20 protein-coding genes are annotated in these 19,409 nt (G+C 71.0%); 12 read left to right on the top strand and 8 right to left on the bottom strand.

Features of this window, described 5'->3' with window-relative positions; genetic code table 11:
• The first annotated feature begins 23 nt into the window (after positions 1–23).
• On the top strand, positions 24–1,667 hold the full coding sequence (locus tag AB0I66_RS11715; RefSeq protein ID WP_363207576.1) for an ABC-F family ATP-binding cassette domain-containing protein: 1,644 nt from the start codon (positions 24–26) through the stop codon (positions 1,665–1,667).
• 28 nt (positions 1,668–1,695) lie between these two features.
• On the opposite strand, the gene AB0I66_RS11710 is transcribed toward AB0I66_RS11715, so the two are convergent.
• The 3 genes from AB0I66_RS11710 to AB0I66_RS11700 form a co-directional block, all read right to left on the bottom strand.
• Positions 1,696–4,077: a Tex family protein gene (locus tag AB0I66_RS11710; protein ID WP_363207575.1), complete on the bottom strand. Its 2,382-nt coding sequence runs from the start codon at positions 4,075–4,077 to the stop codon at positions 1,696–1,698.
• A gap of 63 nt (positions 4,078–4,140) precedes the next feature.
• Positions 4,141–4,296: an LPFR motif small protein gene (locus AB0I66_RS11705; RefSeq protein WP_363207574.1), complete on the bottom strand. Its 156-nt coding sequence runs from the start codon at positions 4,294–4,296 to the stop codon at positions 4,141–4,143.
• A gap of 104 nt (positions 4,297–4,400) precedes the next feature.
• Positions 4,401–5,291 carry a hypothetical protein gene (locus AB0I66_RS11700; RefSeq protein WP_363207573.1) on the bottom strand — a complete coding sequence of 297 codons (891 nt, stop codon included), beginning with the start codon at positions 5,289–5,291 and terminating at the stop codon, positions 4,401–4,403.
• Between the two features lie 143 nt (positions 5,292–5,434).
• Between AB0I66_RS11700 and AB0I66_RS11695 the strand changes: the two genes are divergently transcribed.
• Together AB0I66_RS11695 and AB0I66_RS11690 are read left to right on the top strand one after the other, a co-directional pair.
• Positions 5,435–6,436, top strand: a complete 1,002-nt coding sequence (locus AB0I66_RS11695) for a GlxA family transcriptional regulator (protein WP_363207572.1) — start codon at positions 5,435–5,437, stop codon at positions 6,434–6,436.
• 7 nt (positions 6,437–6,443) lie between these two features.
• The gene (locus AB0I66_RS11690) at positions 6,444–7,076 is read left to right on the top strand and encodes a DJ-1/PfpI family protein (protein ID WP_363207571.1); all 633 of its coding nucleotides are present in this window, start codon (positions 6,444–6,446) and stop codon (positions 7,074–7,076) included.
• On the opposite strand, the gene AB0I66_RS11685 is transcribed toward AB0I66_RS11690, so the two are convergent.
• The gene (locus AB0I66_RS11685) at positions 7,066–7,842 is read right to left on the bottom strand and encodes an enoyl-CoA hydratase-related protein (protein ID WP_363207570.1); all 777 of its coding nucleotides are present in this window, start codon (positions 7,840–7,842) and stop codon (positions 7,066–7,068) included. The genes AB0I66_RS11690 and AB0I66_RS11685 overlap by 11 nt on opposite strands.
• Positions 7,843–7,936: 94 nt before the next feature.
• Between AB0I66_RS11685 and AB0I66_RS11680 the strand changes: the two genes are divergently transcribed.
• Together AB0I66_RS11680 and AB0I66_RS11675 are read left to right on the top strand one after the other, a co-directional pair.
• A complete protein-coding gene (locus AB0I66_RS11680) occupies positions 7,937–8,599 on the top strand; it encodes an HdeD family acid-resistance protein (RefSeq protein ID WP_363207569.1) in 663 nt (220 codons plus the stop codon).
• Positions 8,600–8,740: 141 nt separating this feature from the next.
• Positions 8,741–9,232 (top strand): ATP-binding protein, encoded by a 492-nt coding sequence (locus AB0I66_RS11675; protein WP_363207885.1) that lies wholly within the window; start codon positions 8,741–8,743, stop codon positions 9,230–9,232.
• A 1-nt stretch (position 9,233) separates the two neighbouring features.
• Here AB0I66_RS11675 and idi read toward each other — a convergent pair whose 3' ends face one another.
• The 4 genes from idi to AB0I66_RS11655 form a co-directional block, all read right to left on the bottom strand.
• Positions 9,234–9,827, bottom strand: coding sequence for an isopentenyl-diphosphate Delta-isomerase (idi, locus tag AB0I66_RS11670; RefSeq protein ID WP_363207568.1), 594 nt, complete (start codon positions 9,825–9,827; stop codon positions 9,234–9,236).
• A gap of 104 nt (positions 9,828–9,931) precedes the next feature.
• Entirely contained in the window at positions 9,932–10,858 is a 927-nt protein-coding gene (locus tag AB0I66_RS11665; protein ID WP_363207567.1) for a cation diffusion facilitator family transporter, read from the bottom strand.
• A 165-nt stretch (positions 10,859–11,023) separates the two neighbouring features.
• Positions 11,024–12,007, bottom strand: a complete 984-nt coding sequence (gene galE / locus AB0I66_RS11660; protein WP_363207566.1) for a UDP-glucose 4-epimerase GalE — start codon at positions 12,005–12,007, stop codon at positions 11,024–11,026.
• Positions 12,008–12,203: 196 nt separating this feature from the next.
• Positions 12,204–12,431 carry a hypothetical protein gene (locus AB0I66_RS11655; protein ID WP_363207565.1) on the bottom strand — a complete coding sequence of 76 codons (228 nt, stop codon included), beginning with the start codon at positions 12,429–12,431 and terminating at the stop codon, positions 12,204–12,206.
• Between AB0I66_RS11655 and AB0I66_RS11650 the strand changes: the two genes are divergently transcribed.
• The 7 genes from AB0I66_RS11650 (at position 12,423) to AB0I66_RS11620 (ending at position 19,326) form a co-directional block, all read left to right on the top strand.
• Positions 12,423–14,072: a DUF5941 domain-containing protein gene (locus AB0I66_RS11650; protein ID WP_363207564.1), complete on the top strand. Its 1,650-nt coding sequence runs from the start codon at positions 12,423–12,425 to the stop codon at positions 14,070–14,072. The two genes, AB0I66_RS11655 and AB0I66_RS11650, sit on opposite strands and share 9 nt — an antisense overlap.
• Entirely contained in the window at positions 14,069–14,806 is a 738-nt protein-coding gene (locus AB0I66_RS11645) for a phosphocholine cytidylyltransferase family protein (protein WP_363207563.1), read from the top strand. Before AB0I66_RS11650 ends, AB0I66_RS11645 begins: the two co-directional genes overlap by 4 nt.
• Positions 14,794–15,858: an iron-containing alcohol dehydrogenase family protein gene (locus AB0I66_RS11640; RefSeq protein WP_363207562.1), complete on the top strand. Its 1,065-nt coding sequence runs from the start codon at positions 14,794–14,796 to the stop codon at positions 15,856–15,858. Before AB0I66_RS11645 ends, AB0I66_RS11640 begins: the two co-directional genes overlap by 13 nt.
• The gene (locus tag AB0I66_RS11635) at positions 15,836–16,615 is read left to right on the top strand and encodes a CDP-alcohol phosphatidyltransferase family protein (protein ID WP_249586469.1); all 780 of its coding nucleotides are present in this window, start codon (positions 15,836–15,838) and stop codon (positions 16,613–16,615) included. Before AB0I66_RS11640 ends, AB0I66_RS11635 begins: the two co-directional genes overlap by 23 nt.
• A 47-nt stretch (positions 16,616–16,662) precedes the next feature.
• Positions 16,663–17,508, top strand: coding sequence for a glycosyltransferase (locus AB0I66_RS11630; protein ID WP_361830425.1), 846 nt, complete (start codon positions 16,663–16,665; stop codon positions 17,506–17,508).
• A 95-nt stretch (positions 17,509–17,603) separates the two neighbouring features.
• Complete coding sequence (locus AB0I66_RS11625) at positions 17,604–18,539, top strand: ABC transporter permease (protein WP_363207561.1); 936 nt, start codon at positions 17,604–17,606, stop codon at positions 18,537–18,539.
• A 19-nt stretch (positions 18,540–18,558) separates the two neighbouring features.
• Positions 18,559–19,326 (top strand): ABC transporter ATP-binding protein, encoded by a 768-nt coding sequence (locus tag AB0I66_RS11620; RefSeq protein WP_363207884.1) that lies wholly within the window; start codon positions 18,559–18,561, stop codon positions 19,324–19,326.
• Positions 19,327–19,409: the final 83 nt, after the last annotated feature.

The raw sequence follows: 19,409 nt of genomic DNA, 5'->3' as shown, positions 1-19,409 counted from the left end.
CCTCGCATAAACTCGGCCCCCTGATGACCGCAACCCTCGTCGCCAAGAATCTCGCCGCCGGCCACGGCGACCGCTCCCTCTTCTCCGCCCTGGAGCTGGTCGTCGCCCCCGGCGACGTCATCGGCCTGGTCGGCGCCAACGGCGCCGGCAAGTCGACCCTCCTGCGCCTCCTCGCCGGACTGGACACCCCGGAGACCGGCGAACTGCGCCTCGCCCCGGCCAGTGCCGCCGTCGGCCACCTGCCGCAGGAGCCCGACCGTCGCCCCGGCGAGACCATCCGCGCCTTCCTCGCCCGCCGCACCGGCGTCGACGAGGCCCAGCGGACCATGGACGAGGCCACCCAGGGCCTGGTCGACGGGACCCCCGGCGCCGACGACGCGTACGCGTCCAGCCTGGAGCGCTGGCTGGCGCTCGGCGGCGCCGACCTGGACGAGCGGGCGGAGGAGGTCGCCGCCTCCCTCGGCCTCGACGTCAGCCTCGACCAGCCGATGACCTCGCTCTCCGGCGGCCAGGCCGCCCGTGCGGGCCTCGCCTCGCTGCTCCTGTCCCGCTACGACGTGTTCCTCCTGGACGAGCCGACCAACGACCTCGACCTCGCGGGCCTCGAACGCCTGGAGAGCTTCGTCCGCGGACTGCGCGCCGGCACGGTCGTCGTCAGCCACGACCGCGAGTTCCTCACCCGCACCGTCACCAAGGTCCTCGAACTCGACCTCGCCCAGCAGCAGGTCAACCTCTACGGCGGCGGCTACGAGGCGTATCTGGAGGAGCGTGACGTCGCCCGGCGCCACGCCCGCGACGAGTTCGAGGAGTACGCCGACAAGAAGTCCGCCCTTGAGGGCCGCGCCCAGATGCAGCGGTCCTGGATGGACAAGGGCGTCAAGAACGCCCGCCGCAAGGCGGGCGACAACGACAAGATCGGCAAGAACTTCCGCAGCGACTCCAGCGAGAAGCAGGCGGCGAAGGCACGCCAGACGCAGCGCATGATCGAACGGCTCGACGTCGTCGAGGAGCCCCGCAAGGAGTGGGAGCTCCAGATGGAGATCGCGTCGGCGCCGCGCTCCGGCAGCGTCGTCGCCACCCTCCGCGACGCGGAGGTGCACCGCGGGCACTTCACGCTCGGCCCCGTGACGCTCCAGATCGACTGGGCGGACCGGGTGGCGATCACCGGCGCGAACGGCTCGGGCAAGTCGACCCTGCTCGGCACCCTGCTGACCCGCATCCCCACGGACGCGGGCCACGCGACCCTCGGCTCCGGAGTGCTCGTCGGCGAGGTCGATCAGGCGCGTGCGCTGTTCCACGGCCCGGAGTCGCTCCTGGACGCGTTCTGCGCGGCCGTGCCCGACACCGAACCGGCCGACGTCCGCACGCTGCTCGCCAAGTTCGGCCTGAAGGCGGCACACGTCCTGCGCCCGGCGGCCACCCTCTCCCCGGGCGAGCGCACCCGCGCGGGCCTCGCGCTGCTCCAGGGCCGGGGCGTCAACCTCCTGGTCCTCGACGAGCCGACCAACCACCTCGACCTGCCGGCCATCGAACAGCTGGAGTCCGCCCTGGAGGCGTACGAGGGCACGCTGCTCCTGGTGACCCACGACCGCAGGATGCTGGACGCCGTCCGGGTCACGCGCCGTCTGGAGGTGACGGAGGGCAAGGTGACCGAACTGTCACCCTGACCTCCGCCGACTCTCCCGGGACCCCGGGTCAGCGCTTCTTGGGGTCCAGAAGACCGGCCCGGCGCAGCGCGTCCGCCATCGCGTCATTGGCCGGCGGCGGCCCCTGCCGCTCCTTGCGCTGACCGCCTTGGCCGCCCTGGCGCTGGGGGCGCTGGCCGCCCTGCTGGCGCTGCTGCGGCGGACGCCCACCCCGCTTCGGCTGCTCCCCGCCGGAGGCCGCGGCCTCGTCGTCCAGGCGCAGCGTCAGCGAGATCCGCTTGCGCGGGATGTCGACGTCCATGACCTTCACCTTGACGATGTCGCCCGGCTTCACCACGTCCCGCGGGTCCTTGACGAATGTCTTGGACATCGCGGAGACGTGGACGAGGCCGTCCTGGTGGACGCCGATGTCCACGAAGGCGCCGAACGCGGCCACGTTCGTGACGACCCCCTCCAGGACCATCCCGGACGCCAGGTCGGAGATCTTCTCGACGCCGTCCTTGAAGGTCGCCGTCTTGAAGGCGGGTCGCGGGTCGCGGCCCGGCTTCTCCAGCTCCTTCAGGATGTCGCTGACGGTGGGCAGACCGAAGGACTCGTCGACGAACTCGTCCGCCCGCAGCGAGCGCAGCGTCGCCGTGTCGCCGATGAGCGAGGCGACCTCACCGCCCGTCTTCTTCGCCATCTTGCGCACCACCGGATACGCCTCGGGGTGCACGCTGGACGCGTCGAGCGGGTCGTCGCCGCCGCGGATGCGCAGGAAGCCCGCGCACTGCTCGTACGCCTTGGGGCCGAGCCGTGCCACGTCCTTGAGGCCCTTGCGGGACGAGAAGGGGCCGTTCGTGTCGCGGTGCGTCACGATGTTCTCGGCGAGGCCCGCGCCGATGCCGGAGACCCGGGCGAGCAGCGGGGCGGAGGCCGTGTTCACGTCCACGCCGACGCCGTTCACACAGTCCTCGACGACCGCGTCGAGGGAGCGGGACAGCTTCACCTCGGAGAGGTCGTGCTGGTACTGGCCGACGCCGATGGACTTGGGGTCGATCTTCACCAGCTCGGCGAGCGGGTCCTGCAGGCGCCGGGCGATGGACACGGCGCCGCGCAGCGACACGTCCATGTCGGGCAGCTCCTGCGAGGCGAAGGCCGACGCGGAGTACACCGAGGCGCCCGCCTCGGAGACCATCACCTTCGTGAGGTTCAACTCCGGGTGCTTCGTGATGAGTTCACCGGCGAGCTTGTCCGTCTCGCGGGACGCCGTGCCGTTCCCGATCGCGATCAGGTCGACCGAGTGCTCCTTGGCGAGCCTCGCGAGCGTCGCCAGGGACTGGTCCCACTTGTTCGCCGGGACGTGCGGGTTGATGACGTCCGTCGCGACGACCTTGCCGGTCGCGTCGACCACGGCGACCTTCACGCCCGTACGGAAACCGGGGTCGAGCCCCAGCGTCGCGCGCGTGCCCGCGGGTGCGGCGAGCAGCAGATCGCGCAGGTTCGACGCGAAGACCCGCACGGCCTCGTCCTCGGCAGCCGTGCGAAGGCGCAGGCGCAGGTCGATCCCCAGGTGCACCAGGATGCGGGTCCGCCAGGACCAGCGCACCGTGTCCTGCAGCCACTTGTCGGCCGGGCGGCCGCGGTCCACGACGCCGAAGCGGTGGGCGACCATCCCCTCGTACGAGGACGGGCCCTCCGTGGCCTCCTCCGGTTCGAGGACGAGGTCGAGCACGTCCTCCTTCTCGCCGCGCAGCATCGCGAGGACGCGGTGCGAGGGAAGCTCCTTGAAGGGCTCCGCGAAGTCGAAGTAGTCGGCGAACTTGGCGCCCGCCTCCTCCTTGCCCGCACGGACCTTCGCGACGAGGCGGCCGCGCACCCACATGCGCTCACGCAGCTCGCCGATCAGGTCGGCGTCCTCGGAGAAACGCTCGGCGAGAATGGCGCGGGCACCGTCCAGGGCGGCCTGCGGCTCCGCGACGCCCTTGTCGGCGTCCACGAAGGCCGCGGCCGCGGCGAGCGGGTCCACCGACGGGTCGCCGAGCAGGCCGTCCGCCAGCGGCTCCAGGCCGGCCTCGCGGGCGATCTGCGCCTTCGTGCGGCGCTTCGGCTTGAACGGCAGGTAGATGTCCTCGAGGCGCGCCTTGGTGTCCGCCGCGCGGATCTGCCCCTCGAGATCGTCCGTGAGCTTGCCCTGCTCGCGGACCGATTCGAGGATCGCGGCACGCCGCTCCTCGAGTTCCCGCAGATATCGCAGCCGCTCCTCGAGCGTGCGCAGCTGCGCGTCGTCGAGCATCTCGGTCGCTTCCTTGCGGTAGCGAGCGATGAAGGGCACCGTCGAGCCGCCGTCGAGCAGGTCGACGGCAGCCTTCACCTGCCGCTCCCGTACGCCGAGTTCTTCGGCGATCCTGCCTTCGATCGATGCTGGAGTGGACGTCTGCAGAGGTGCCACGTTTCCCGCCTTCTCACTGGGGTTGCCGGGCAATTGTGGCAGGTGGCACCGACAGCGGGGGGATCAGACCCGGCTCGCCCGCCCCGGGCGGCGCGCCGTCCGCCTTCCGGAGCGCGAGGCTCCGCGGAAGAGGCGTGCCAGGGCGCGGAACGGCCATGTCACCAGGAGGCCGAGCGCGGTGCCGATCGTGCGCAGGACATCCGCGATCGCACGGAACACGGCATTTCCCCTTTCGTCGCCCGGTCCGGCACACGGTGCGCGGGACCGGAGACGATCGGGTACCTCGTACGGCGCCGGACATGCCCGGCGCCGCACGCCGCTGCCTACTCCTTGCCGAGCAGGTCCGCGGGGAACGCACCGGCCTGGAGCGCCGCGCCCGCGAACACGGTCCCCAGCTCCGTCAGGCGCTCGACGCCGGCCGCGCCCAGGTGCTCGTACGGCGCCCGGTCGAGGCGGTCCGTGGCCTCCTCGACGTCCTTGCGCAGCGCGACGCCCGCCTCGGTCAACTCGGCCACCCCGTCGTGCAGTCCGCGGGCGCGCAGCCGCTCCACGGCCGCGTCCCAGTCCTCCTGGGTCCAGCCGCGCGTGTTGAAGTTCCACTTCGGCCGCATGCCCTTGCCGGTCGCGGTGTGGCTCACCAGGGCCTCGATGCCGTCGAGTTCGGCGTGCTGGAGGGCCGTGAGGTGCCCGTCGCCCCGGTGCTCGCGCAGCAGCGTCGCGGCGTGCCAGAGCGCGAGGTGCGGTTGCTCGGGTACGGGCAGGTCCGCGTGGGCGGCGTAGAGCGGCCGTGCCGAGCGGGAGCAGGCCTCGGCGGCGCGCAGCGCGAGCTCGGCGGCCTCCGCCATCTCCGGCGAGGCCAGGGCGTCCTCTCCGAGGAGGCGCCGCAGCGTCCAGTCGACGGCACGCGCGCGTGCCGCGAGGACGTCCTCGGGGGAGGCCGTCCGCCAGATGCCGGGCACGTGCCGGGCGACGGTCTCGTGCTTGTAGTTGTAGAACGCCGCCGTGACCACTCCGGCGCCGACCGGCCCCATCGCCGCCGTCCGCACGGCGAAATTGACGGCCTTGGGGTGGGTGATCCCGATCTCGGTGAGCTCGCGCCCCGTGTCGGGCGAGAAGTAGTGCGTCGAGTGCAGCGAATTGAGCACGTTGTGACACCGACGTCCCGCGCGCGGGTGCAGGGCCGCGGCCGGGGAGGGGGGCTTGAGAGAAGTCATGACCGCACGCTACCGACTGGTTGGTATGACGTGAAGCCCGGGGCGTCACGAGACCGGACCGCCCCCGCGTCGCCGCCGCCGATGGCAGGAAAGGTGGGCCACTCGTCATTGCGGCCATCCGGTACGAGGCCAAGAATCAGGGCATGGAGCAGCGAACTGTCCTGGTCGTCCTCTACGACGGCGTCCAGAGCCTCGACGTGACGGGGCCGGTGGAGGTCTTCGCGGGCGCCGCCGCCTGCCACGGCGGTGACCGGCCCGCGTACCGCGTCCGCACCGCCTCCCTGGACGGCGGCCCCGTCCGCACGTCGAGCGGCCTCACGCTCGTGCCGGACTCCTCCCTCGCCGACGCGCCCGTGCCGCACACGCTCCTGGCCCCCGGCGGCATCGGCAGCCGCGAGGCCGACCCCCGCCTGATCGACTGGCTCCGGACGAACGCGCCGCGTGCGCGGCGCCTGGTCTCGGTCTGCACCGGCGCCATCCTCCTCGCCGAGGCCGGGCTCCTGGACGGCCGCCGGGCGACGACCCACTGGGCGTTCTGCGACAGGCTCGCCCGCGATCACCCCGCCATCGAGGTCGACCCCGACCCGATCTTCGTCCGCGACGGTCACGTCGCGACCTCCGCGGGCGTGACCGCGGGCATCGACCTGGCCCTGGCCCTGGTGGAGGAGGACCTGAGCCGGGACGAGGCGCTGATGGTCGCGCGCTATCTCGTCGTCTTCCTGCGGCGGCCGGGCAACCAGGCGCAGTTCAGCGCCCAGCTCGCCGTGCAGACGGCCCTGCGCGAGCCGCTGCGCGAGGTCCAGCAGTGGATCACCGAGCACCCGGACGAGAACCTCTGCATCGAGTCGCTCGCCGCCCGCGCCCGGCTCTCGCCGCGGCACTTCGCCCGCGCGTTCCAGACGGAGACGGGGATGACGCCGGGCAAGTACGTCGAGCGGGTGCGCGTGGAGCACGCGCGCCGCCTCCTGGAGGACACCTCGCACGGGATCGGGGAGGTCTCGCGCGCCTGCGGCTACGGCACTCCGGAGGCGATGCGCCGCGCCTTCGTCAAGACCCTCGGCGCGGCGCCCGCCGAGTACCGGCGGCGCTTCCACGCCCCGCTCGCCCCACTCGCCGCTCAGCCGGCACCCGCCCTCGACGGATAGGCACTCCATGCAGATCGCCATCGCCCTCTTCGAACGCTTCACCGCCCTGGACGCGGTCGGTCCGTACGAGACGCTCAGCCGCATGCCCGGCGCCGAGACCGTCTTCGTGGCCGGGCGCCCCGGCCCCGTGCGCAACGACAGCGGCTCCCTCACGCTCGTCGCCGACCGCTCCTTCGCCGACGTGCCCGAGCCCGACGTCCTGGTCGTCCCCGGTGGTCCGGGCCAGAGCGACCACATGGCGGACGGGGCGCTCCTGGGCTGGCTGCGGTCCGCGGACGCCACCAGCACCTGGACGACGTCCGTGTGCACCGGCTCCCTCCTGCTCGCGGCGGCGGGGCTCCTCAAGGGGCGCCGCGCCACCTCGCACTGGCTCGCCCTGGCGGAGCTGGGGAGGTTCGGCGCGGAGCCGACGGAGGAGCGGGTGGTGTTCGACGGCAAGTACGTCACGGCGGCCGGGGTGTCCTCCGGCATCGACATGGGGCTGGCCCTGATCGGCCGCATCGCGGGAGAGGAGCGGGCCCAGACCGTACAGCTCCTGACGGAGTACGACCCGCAGCCGCCGTACGACGCCGGATCCCCGCACAAGGCACCCGCGCACCTCGTCGAGGGGTTCCGCGCGGGCAGCCGCTTCAGCCAGTAACGCCGTCGCCCGCGTCGGCGCCGCCGGGAGTCCACGTGAAGTGCGGCTCGCGGCGCTCCAGGAAGGCGGCGACCCCCTCGGCGGTGTCGCCGCCCGCCCGCGCCTGCTCGCCCCAGTGGGCGTCGCGGTCCAGGCGCCCGGCGGCGAACTCCTTGGCCGCGGCCTGCGTCAGCTGCGAACGTGCGGCGAGGACGGCGGTGAACTCCGCGACCCGCTTGTCCAGTTCGCCCGCGGGCAGCACCTCGTCGACCAGGCCCGTGCGCAGCGCCCGCCCGGCATCGATCAACTCACCCGAGAACAGCAGGTACTTGGCGGCGGAGGGCCCCACGAGGGACACCAGGCGCCGCGTCGATGACGACGGATAGACGATCCCCAGCTTCGCCGGAGTGATCCCGAACAGGGCGCCCTCGTCCGCGAACCGCAGATCGCAGGCCGCCGCGAGCTGGCTCCCGCCGCCCACGCAGTAGCCGCGCACCGAGGCCAGCGTCGGCTTGGGGAAGACGGCGAGGGCTTCCTCGGCCCGCACCGCCAGGTCCTGCGCCTCGCCCGGCGACTCCCGGAGCGAGGAGATGTCGGCCCCCGCGCAGAAGGTCCCGCCCTCGCCGGTCAGCACGAGCGCCCGTACGGCCGGATCGGCGGCGAGCCCGGCGAGCAGCGGCGGCAGTCGGCGCCACATGTCCGCCGTCATGGCGTTGCGCTTCGCCGGATGGTCGATGACGACGGTGGCGACGCCGTGGGTGACGGCGTGCCTCAGCTGCGGCTCCATGCGCAGGATGCTATCCGCACCTCTCGAACGTACGATCAAGAAGGGGCGGCCCTGAGAACTCTGTGCAGCGGGGGAAGTCAGGACGGAGACGCTGATGGCCCGATCCAAGAGCGCCGAGGCCGCCGCACCGCAGGCCCAGGGCGCCAAGCAGCTCAACCGCAGTCTCGGCTGGCTGGCCCTCCTCGGCGCGATCCTGGCGATCGCCGGGCTCGTGGGCCTCGTCTACACGGGCGTCGCCACCCTCACCTCCATGCTGCTCTTCGGCTGGCTGCTCCTGATCGGCGGCTGTGTCGGTCTGCTGCACGCCGTGCAGTCACGCGGCACGAACTTCTTCTGGCTCGGCGTGGTCGTGGCGGCCCTGAACCTCGCCGCCGGTGTCGTGATCATCCGCAAGCCGGATGTGGCGGCGGAGGCGCTGACGATGTTCGCCGCGCTGCTGTTCCTGACCGGTGGTGTCTTCCGGCTCGTCGGCAGCCTGGTGGTGCGCGGCCCGCAGTTCGGCTGGACGCTGGTGCAGGGTGCCTTCGGTCTCCTTCTCGGCATCCTGGTGCTCGCCAACTGGCCCAGCAGCAGCCAGTACGTGATCGGCTGCTTCTTCTCGCTCGCGCTGCTCTTCGACGGCCTCGGCCTGCTCGCCACGGGGCTCGGCGGGCGCCGGATCGTGAGCATGGTCAGCGAGGGCACGGAAAAGGGACAACGCGAACAACCCGTACAAGCGGAAGAAAGCTTCAAAGTGAAGCCGGAGGGACAGAAGTAATCACTCGGCCGACGCGCTCGGGCGCCGGTGATCAAATGCCGTCGATAGTCGCTGACTTCTGTTCAATCACACGGTCCGGACCAACGTATTCCCAACACTCGACACGTGGTGACAATCGAGCGCAAGGGCGGCGACCGGACGATGGACGACGACGGGAGGGGGCCCGGCCCACTCCCTCGGGAGCCCGCGAAAGTGCCGTACGAAGGCGTGTGGCGGTTCACCGCCGCCGCCGTGGACGCCTCGGTGCCCCAGGCGCGGCACGCGGTGCGTGACCTGCTCGCGCGACAGGGCGTGCCCGTGTCGGACGACCTCGTGCAGGGACTGCTCCTGATCGTCTCCGAACTGGTCACCAACGCCGTACGGCACGCGGCCCTGCTCTCGCCGATGCTGGCGGTGGAGGTGGCGGTCGGCGCCGAGTGGGTGCGGGTCTCCGTGGAGGACGACCACCCCTACCGCCCGACCGCCCTGGTGGCCGACCACGGCCAGACCGGCGGCCGCGGCCTTCTCCTCGTGCGCGAGATCACCCAGGAGGCGGGCGGCGCCTGCGACGTCGAGCACACCGCGAGCGGGGGCAAGGTCATCTGGGCGGCCCTGCCCCTGAAGCCCAACGGAACCGGCCCGCACGGGAGTTGACTCACCAGCCGGCGGCAGGCCCCGTCAGCTCGCGGACGGCGGGGCGTGCCGCGTCGAGGACGGTCATGAACCAGGCGGAGAACGGCCCCTTGGTGTGCCGCTCCGCCAGCTCGGCGGCGGTCACGAACGCGGTCTCACCGACCTCGGAGGCGTCGGGCCGCAGCGGCGACTGGACCATCCCGACGAAGAGGTGGTTGTACTCCTGCTCCACCAGACCCGAGTCGGGGTCCGGGTGGTTGTAGCGCACCGTGCCCGCCTCCGCGAGCAGCGAGGGCGAGACGCCCAGCTCCTCGTACGTCCGGCGCGCGGCGGCCGCGAACGGCGCCTCGCCGGGGTACGGGTGGCCGCAGCAGGTGTTCGACCAGACGCCGGGGGAGTGGTACTTGCCCAGGGCGCGCTGCTGCAGCAGAAGGCGCCCCTGCTCGTCGAAGAGGAAGACGGAGAACGCCCGGTGCAGCTGCCCGGGCGCCTGATGCGCGGAGAGTTTCTCCGCTGTGCCGATGGTCCTGCCGTCCTCGTCGACGAGTTCCAGCAAGATCGCTTCTCCGGTGCCGTTCGACGAGCTGTTCGCCGCGGTGGCAGGTGTGGTCGGCATACCCATCCTTCGCTTCGGTCTACGAGCCTCAAGTCTGCCGCACGTGACGGGCCCTCCTGGCAAGGAACCACCGGAAGCCACCCTCACCGGTGGCCTGAGGCCGGTCAGTGGCAGAGCTTCGCCTCGTGCTCCGCGTGGCCGACCGGCTCCAGCTGGAAGGTGCAGTGCTCGACGTCGAAGTGGTCGCCCAGGCAGCCCTGCAGCTCGTGCAGCATCTTCTCGTGGCCGATCGCGTTCAGCGTCTCCGTGCTGACGACGACGTGCGCGGAGAGGACGGGCATCCCCGAGGTGATGGTCCAGGCGTGCAGGTCGTGGACGTCCTCGACGCCCGGCAGATCCAGTATGTGCGAGCGGACCTCGGCCATGTCCACGCCCTTCGGCGCGGACTCCAGGAGCACGTTCAGGGTCTCCCTGAGCAGCTTCACCGTACGCGGGACGATCATGAGGCCGATGACGAGCGAGGCGATCGGGTCCGCCGCCTGCCAGCCGGTCGTCAGGATGAGCACCGCCGCGACGATCACGGCCAGGGAGCCGAGCGCGTCGGCCATCACCTCCAGGAAGGCGCCGCGCACGTTCAGGCTGTCCTTCTGGCCGCGCATCAGGAGCGAGAGGGAGATCATGTTCGCCACCAGGCCGATGACGCCGAAGACGATGGTCAGTCCGCCCTCGGTGTCGGCGGGCGTGATGAACCGCTGGATCGCCTCGAACAGGACGTAGCCGCCGACGCCGAGCAGCAGCAGACAGTTGGCGAGCGCGGCCAGGATCTCGGCGCGGGCGAAGCCGAAGGTGCGGTTCTCCGTCGCCGGGCGGCCGGCGAACTGGATGGCCAGCAGCGCCATGCCCAGGCCGAGCGCGTCCGTCGCCATGTGCGTCGCGTCCGCGATGAGCGCGAGCGAATCCGCCATGATGCCGCCGACGATCTCGACCACCATGACGGTGAGCGTGATCGAGAGCGCGATGCGCAGCCGCCCCCGGTACGCCGCCGTCGCCGTCCCCCCGTGCGTGTGTCCGTGGTCGTGCCCAGCCCCCATGGAAGCCGCCTCCGTGTGCTCGGTATCGGTCGTCTGTTCCCTGGTCGCGCGTCTGTCGCGATCACAGTGAACTACTGGTGGGGGGTATCCGGCAACACGGCACTGAACACCGTTGTCATATGCTCTGACCTGCGGAAATGACCGCAGGTCAGAGCGCTGACGTGATCAGGGGCGGCGCGCCTCGGGGTGGTGGAGGCACCAGCCGGCCCACGCGGATTCGACCATCTCGCGTACCGTGCGCCGCGCCTTCCAGCCCAGCTTCTCGGCGGCCAGGCCCGCGTCCGCCACGGCGCGCGGCGCGTCGCCGTCGCGGCGCGGCTCGACGAGCGCCGGTCGGGTGTCGCCGGAGATCTCACCGATGAGGGTGACGAGTTCGCGTACGGAAACACCCTCGCCGCGGCCGATGTTCACCGTCAGGTCGCCCTCGGGGTGCGCCTCCACACGGCGGGCCGCCGCGAGGTGGGCGTCGGCGAGGTCGGCGACGTGGATGTAGTCGCGCACGCAGGTGCCGTCCGGGGTCGGGTGGTCGGCGCCGAAGATCCGCGGCGACTCGTCGCGGGTGAGCCGGTCGAAGACCATCGGGATCACGTTGTAGACCCCGGTGTCCGCGAGCTCGGGGGTCACGGCGCCCGCCACGTTGAAGTAGCGCAAGCACACCGTCGCGATGCCGTGCGCCCGCCCGGCGGCCCGCACCAGCCACTCCCCGGCGAGCTTCGTCTCGCCGTAGGGGTTGATCGGCTCGCAGGGGGTGCTCTCCGTCACCAGGTCCACGTCGGGCGGGTTGCCGTACACCGCGGCCGACGAGGAGAAGACGAAGCGCTTGATGCCGGCCTCGGCCACCGCGTCGAGCAGTGTCACCAGGCCGCCGAGGTTCTCGCGGTAGTAGCGCAGCGGCTGCTCCACGGACTCGCCGACCTGCTTGCGCGCCGCGAGATGCACCACACCGGTCACCTCGTGCTCGGCGAAGACCCGCCGCAGCAGCTCACCGTCGAGCGATGAGCCCCGAATGAGAGGGATGTCCGCGGGGAGCCGCTCGGGCACCCCGGCCGATACGTCGTCCAGGACGACCACCCGCTCCCCGGCGCCGGCCAGAGCCCGCACCACATGTGCCCCGATATATCCCGCTCCACCTGTGATCATCCATGTCATGGGCGTCCACTTTATGCCGGTCGACGGGGCGCGGTTTGTGGGTGCCGCCCCCGATCGACCATGATGATCGAGTTGGCGGAGGCCTCTGCAGGTCATGCTTATGGGGCCGTAAACGGGCGGTGAACGCCCGCTTCCCATCATCCGATAGCCTCTGCCGACGTGCCGCCCGGCCGCTGCCGGCCAGGGGCGCCCCTCATCACGCACGTGCCCGGCGCGAGCCGCGCCGGCAATCAAGGAGTGAGTTCGTCTGTCGACCGCCATCCTGACCGGTCAGCCGGTCCCCGGGTCGCCGCTCGAAGGCGATCTGCGGTCCCTGGGGTTTGACGTCCGGGTCGCCTCCGACGCGGCGGACACCGAGACGCTGCTCGCCGCCGTCCCCGCCGGGCAGCGGGTCGCGGTCGTCGACGCCCGTTTCGTGGGCCACGTCCACGCGCTGCGCCTGGGCCTGACGGACCCGCGCTTCGCGGCCTCGGCCGTCCCCGGCGCCGTCACCGCGCAGCCCGAGGCCCGCGCCGACCTGACGCGCGCCCTGCGCACCGCCACCACCGGCTCCGGCAACGGCGGCGGCCCCGCCGTGACCGTCGAGGCGGTCGCGGACCACGTGGCCGAGACGATCGAGGCCGAGGGCCGCGCGCTGCACCGCCCCGACCTCGGCACCCTCGTCGCCACCGTGCCCAGCGATCCGCAGACGCGGAACGAGGCACGCCAGGCCGTCGCCGCCGTGGACGACGAAGCCGTACGCCTGCGCACGGCCGTCAAGTCGCGGGACGGCTTCTTCACCACGTACTGCATCTCCCCTTACTCGCGCTACATCGCCCGCTGGTGCGCACGCCGCGGCCTGACCCCGAACCAGGTCACCACCGCGTCCCTGCTCGTCGCCCTGATCGCGGCGGGCTGCGCGGCCACCGGCACCCGCGGCGGCTTCGTCGCGGCCGGCCTCCTCCTGCTCTTCTCCTTCGTCCTGGACTGCACGGACGGGCAGCTCGCCCGCTACTCCCTGCAGTACTCGACGCTGGGCGCCTGGCTGGACGCGACCTTCGACCGAGCCAAGGAGTACGCCTACTACGCGGGCCTCGCGCTCGGCGCGGCCAACGCCGACGGCGACGACGTATGGGCGCTCGCGCTCGGCGCGATGGTCCTGCAGACGTGCCGGCACGTCGTCGACTTCTCCTTCAACGAGGCGAACCACGACGCCACCGCCAACACCAGCCCCACCGCGGCCCTCTCCGACAAGCTCGACAGCGTCGGCTGGACGGTCTGGCTGCGCCGGATGATCGTGCTGCCGATCGGCGAGCGCTGGGCGCTGATCGCCGTGCTCACCGCGGTGACCACCCCGCGCATCACCCTGGTCGTGCTGCTCATCGGCTGTGGCCTCGCCGCCTGCTACACCACCGCGGGCCGTGTCCTGCGCTCGCTCACCCGCAAGGCCACCCGCACCGACCGCGCCGCACAGGCACTCGCGGACCTCGCCGACACCGGGCCGCTCGCCTCGTCCTTCGCCGCACTCAGGCTCGGCGGCCTCGCGCTGCCCGCGCCGGTCCTCGCCTTCGTCGGCGGCGCCGTGCTGGTCTGCGTGGCGGGACTCACGTCGTACGGCAGCCCGTGGGTGATCGTCGCCGCGGTCCTCTACGTCATCACTTCGGGTCTCGCCGTCGCCCGCCCCCTCAAGGGCGCCCTCGACTGGCTCGTCCCGCCGTTCTTCCGCGCGGCCGAGTACGGGACGATCCTGCTGCTCGCCGCCAACGCGGACGTGAACGGTGCCTTGCCCGCGGCTTTCGGACTGGTGTCCGCCGTCGCCTACCATCACTACGACACGGTGTACCGCATCCGCGGCGACGCAGGCGCGCCGCCGCACTGGCTGGTGCGGGCGATCGGCGGGCATGAGGGCAGGACGCTGGCGGTCGCTCTCGCCGCCGCCCTGCTCACCGACACAGATTTCACCGTCGCGCTCACGGCACTCGCCGTGGCCGTGGCACTCGTGGTGCTCGTCGAGAGCATCCGCTTCTGGGTGACCGCTCACAAACGTGGAGCACCCGCCGTACACGATGAAGGAGAACCCGCATGATCGGCCTCGTGCTGGCGGCCGGCGCCGGACGGCGTCTTCGCCCCTACACCGACACGCTTCCCAAGGCCCTGGTGCCGGTCGACGGTGACACCACCATCCTCGACCTGACCCTCGGCAACTTCGCGGAGATCGGTCTCACCGAGGTAGCGATCATCGTCGGCTACCGCAAGGAGGCCGTCTACGACCGCAAGGCGGCGCTCGAGGAGAAGTACGGCCTCAAGCTCACGCTGATCGACAACGACAAGGCCGAGGAGTGGAACAACGCCTACTCCCTCTGGTGCGGTCGTGACGCGATCAAGCACACCGTGATCCTCGCCAACGGCGACACCGTGCACCCCGTCTCCGTCGAGAAGACGCTGCTGGCCGCCCGCGGCGACGGCAAGAAGATCATCCTCGCCCTCGACACGGTGAAGAACCTCGCCGACGAGGAGATGAAGGTCATCGTGGACCCCGAGAAGGGCGTCCAGAAGATCACCAAGCTGATGGACCCGGCGACCGCCACCGGTGAGTACATCGGTGTCACGCTCATCGAGGGCGACGCCGCGGAGCAGCTGGCCGACGCCCTGAAGACGACCTTCGAGCGCGACCCCGACCTCTACTACGAGGACGGTTACCAGGAGCTCGTCAACCGCGGCTTCAAGGTCGACGTGGAGCCGATCGGCGACGTCAAGTGGGTCGAGATCGACAACCACGACGACCTCGCCAAGGGCCGGGAGATCGCGTGCCAGTACTGACGAGGCTCATCCCCTCGCCGGTCGTCGTGGACATCCGGCCGGGGGCGCTCAACGACCTGGCCGGTGTCCTGGCCGACCAGCGGATCTGCTCGTCAACCGGCAAGCTCGCCATCGCCATCAGCGGGGGCTCCGGCGCGGTGCTCCGTCAGCGGCTCGAACCGTCGCTGCCCACCGCCGAGTGGTTCGAGGTGGGCGGCGGCACGCTCGATGACGCCATCAAGCTCGCCGACGCCATCAAGAAGGGCCGCTACGACGCGGTCGTGGGCCTCGGCGGCGGCAAGATCATCGACTGTGCCAAGTTCGCCGCCGCTCGCGTCGGCGCGCCGCTGGTCGCCGTCGCGACGAACCTGTCGCACGACGGCCTGTGCTCGCCGGTCGCCACGCTCGACAACGACGCGGGCCGCGGCTCGTACGGAGTGCCGAATCCCATCGCGGTCGTCATCGACCTCGACGTGATCCGTGAGGCCCCCGTACGTTTCGTGCGCTCCGGCATCGGCGACGCCCTGTCCAACATCTCCGCGATCGCGGACTGGGAGCTCGCCGCCCGTGAGCGCGGCGAGGACATCGACGGCCTCGCGGCCGCGATGGCGCGCCAGGCCGGCGAGGCCGTCCTGCGTCACCCCGGCGGCGTCGGCGACGACGGCTTCCTGCAGGTCCTCGCCGAGGGTCTGGTCCTCACCGGCATCGCGATGTCCGTGTCGGGCGACTCCCGCCCGGCGTCCGGCGCCTGCCACGAGATCAACCACGCCTTCGACCTCCTCTTCCCCAAGCGCGCGGCCAGCCACGGCGAGCAGTGCGGCCTGGGCGCGGCCTTCGCGATGTTCCTTCGCGGGGCACGCGAGGAGTCGCTGTACATGGTGGAGGTGCTGCGCAGGCACGGCCTCCCCGTGACGCCGGAGGAGATCGGCTTCACCGTGGACGAGTTCGTCCAGGTCGTGGAGTACGCCCCGCAGACGCGCCCCGGGCGCTACACGATCCTCGAGCACCTCAATCTGAATTCCGACCAGATCAAGGACGCATACGCCGACTATGCCAAGGCCATCGGTAGCTGAACTCCGCCCCGTCGTTCACCCCGCAGGGGTGAAGGACCGGCGCAGCGGTGAGCACTGGGCGGGACGCCTGTACATGCGAGAGATCTCGCTGCGCTGCGACCGCTACCTGGTGAACACCAGGATCACGCCCAACCAGCTCACGTATCTGATGACCGTGGCCGGCGCCCTTGCCGCCCCGGCGCTTCTGGTGCCGGGGATCACGGGCGCCGTACTCGGCGTGATCATGGTCCAGCTGTATCTGCTGCTCGACTGCGTCGACGGCGAGATCGCCCGCTGGCGCAAGCAGTACTCCATGGCCGGGGTCTACCTGGACCGTGTCGCCGCCTATCTGTGCGACGCCGCGGTGCTCGTCGGCTTCGGCCTGCGCGCCGCCGACCTGTGGGGCTCGGGCCGCATCGACTGGCTGTGGGCCTTCCTCGGCACGCTCGCCGCGCTCGGCGCCATCCTGATCAAGGCGGAGACCGACCTCGTCGGTGTCGCCCGCCACCAGCAGGGCCTGGCGCCGGTCAAGGAGTCGGCCTCCGAGCCGCGCTCCTCCGGCATGGCCCTGGCGCGCAGGGCCGCGGGCGCCCTGAAGTTCCACCGGCTCGTGCTCGGCATCGAGGCGTCGCTGCTGATCCTGGTCCTCGCGATCGTGGACTCGGTCCGCGGCGACCTGCTCTTCTCGCGCATCGGTGTCGCCGTCCTGGCCGGCATCGCGATGCTGCAGACCCTGCTGCACCTCGTGTCCATCCTCGCCTCCAGCAGGCTGAAGTGAGTGCGGCGGGGAGCCGGCCCCTGAAGGTCGGCGCGGTCATCATCACCATGGGCAACCGGCCGCAGGAGCTGCGCGCCCTGCTCGACTCGGTCGCCAAGCAGGACGGCGACCCGGTCGAGGTGGTGGTCGTCGGCAACGGCGCCCCCGTGCCCGACGTCCCCGAGGGCGTACGCACCGTCGAGCTGCCCGAGAACCTCGGCATCCCCGGCGGTCGCAACGTCGGCATCGAGGCCTTCGGCCCCGGCGGCACCGACGTCGACATCCTTCTCTTCCTCGACGACGACGGCCTCCTGGCCAACATGGACACGGCCCAACTGTGCCGCGAGGCGTTCGCCGCCGACCCGAAGCTCGGCATCATCAGCTTCCGTATCGCCGACCCCGACACCGGGGAGACCCAGCGCCGGCACGTTCCGCGCCTGCGCGCGGCCGACCCGATGCGCTCCTCCCGGGTGACGACCTTCCTCGGCGGCGCCAACGCCGTCCGTACGCAGGTCATGGCCGAGGTCGGCGGTCTGCCCGACGAGTTCTTCTACGCCCACGAGGAGACCGACCTCGCCTGGCGTGCCCTGAACGCGGGCTGGATGATCGACTACCGCGCCGACATGGTGCTTTTCCACCCGACGACCGCCCCCTCGCGGCACGCGGTCTACCACCGGATGGTCGCGCGCAACCGGGTCTGGCTCGCCCGCCGGAATCTGCCCGCGCTCCTGGTCCCGGTCTACCTCGGCGTGTGGATGCTCCTGACCCTGGCCAGGAAGCCCTCGGGCCCCGCGCTCAAGGCCTGGTTCGGCGGCTTCAAGGAGGGCTGGACAACGCCCTGCGGACCTCGCAAACCGATGAAGTGGCGTACGGTGTGGCGGCTGACCCGACTGGGCCGACCTCCTGTCATCTGAGAAGCTCGGGTCTGAGAACATCTGGGCCATACCCCGGTCCCTGGCCCACGCCTACGCCCGACCGGCTGCGCATCTGAAGACGAAAGTTTCCACTCGTGAGTGAGACAACGCATGACGGCGGAGTCGCGGTGACCTCGCCTCCGTCGCCCGATGACGGGCTCTCCCGAGCCGATCTCGCCGCCAAGTACGGTCTGACCGTCAGCGGCGCACGGCCCGGACTTTTCGAGTACGTCAACCAGCTCTGGGGACGGCGCCACTTCATCCTCGCCTTCTCGCAGGCGAAGCTGACCGCCCAGTACAGCCAGGCCAAGCTCGGCCAGCTGTGGCAGGTGGCGACGCCGCTCCTGAACGCGCTCGTCTACTTCCTGATCTTCGGTCTGATCCTGGAGGCGGACCGGGGCTTCGAGCGCGAGGTCTACATCCCGTTCCTGGTCACCGGGGTCTTCGTCTTCACCTTCACGCAGTCCTCGGTGATGGCGGGTGTCCGGGCGATCGCGGGCAACCTCGGTCTGGTGCGCGCGCTGCACTTCCCGCGGGCCTCGCTGCCGATCTCCTTCTCGCTGCAGCAGCTCCAGCAGCTGCTGTTCTCGATGATCGTGCTGTTCGTCATCACGATCGGCTTCGGCAGCTACCCCAAGCTGTCGTGGCTGCTGATCGTCCCGGCCCTCGCCCTGCAGTTCCTGTTCAACACCGGCCTCGCGATGATCATGGCAAGGCTGGGCAGCAAGACCCCCGACCTCGCTCAGCTGATGCCGTTCGTGATGCGTACGTGGATGTACGCGTCCGGCGTGATGTTCTCCATCCCGGTCATGCTCAAGGGCAAGCCGGAGTGGATCGCCGACATCCTGCAGTGGAACCCGGCGGCCATCTACATGGACCTGATGCGCTTCGCGCTGATCGACGGGTACGGCATCGAGTACCTCCCGCTGGGTTACTGGACGTGGGCGATCGCCGCGGGCTGGGCCGTGCTGATCGCCGTCGGCGGCTTCGTGTACTTCTGGAAGGCTGAGGAGCGTTACGGCCGTGGCTGACGAGAACACCGTCGACAAGATCGACAGGACGCACATCCCCACCGTCATCGCCGACGAGCTGCACATCGTCTACCGCGTGAACGGCGCCAAGACGGGCAAGGGCAGCGCCACCTCCGCCCTGAGCCGCATCATCAGGCGCGGCGAGGAGCGGGGCGTACGCAAGGTGCACGCCGTGCGCGGCGTCAGCTTCACCTCCTACCGCGGTGAGGCCATCGGCCTGATCGGCTCGAACGGCTCCGGCAAGTCGACCCTGCTCCGTGCCATCGCGGGCCTGCTGCCCGCCGAGAAGGGCAAGGTCTACACCGACGGCCAGCCCTCGCTGCTCGGCGTGAACGCGGCCCTGATGAACGACCTCACGGGCGAGCGCAACGTGATACTCGGCGGCCTCGCGATGGGCATGACGCGCGAGCAGATCAAGGAGCGCTACCAGGAGATCGTCGACTTCTCGGGCATCAACGAGAAGGGCGACTTCATCACCCTGCCGATGCGCACGTACTCCTCGGGCATGGCGGCCCGCCTGCGCTTCTCCATCGCGGCCGCCAAGGACCACGACGTACTGATGATCGACGAGGCGCTCGCCACGGGTGACCGCAAGTTCCAGAAGCGCTCCGAGGCCCGTATCCGCGAGCTCCGCAAGGAGGCCGGCACGGTCTTCCTCGTCAGTCACAACAACAAGTCCATCCGTGACACCTGCGACCGCGTGCTGTGGCTGGAGCGCGGCGAGCTGCGCATGGACGGGCCGACCGACGAGGTCATAAAGGAATACGAGAAGTTCACGGGCAAATAGCCCCTGCCGTACGCCCGAATGCACCAGGGCCCCGCCGGAGTCAACCCGGCGGGGCTCTGTCGCGTCCTGAGTCCCGACAGTCC

Source organism: Streptomyces sp. NPDC050439 (assembly GCF_040655335.1).
Lineage (GTDB): Bacteria > Actinomycetota > Actinomycetes > Streptomycetales > Streptomycetaceae > Streptomyces.
Note: the sequence above shows the minus strand (reverse complement) of the source record. Positions and strands in the feature narration are given on the sequence as shown.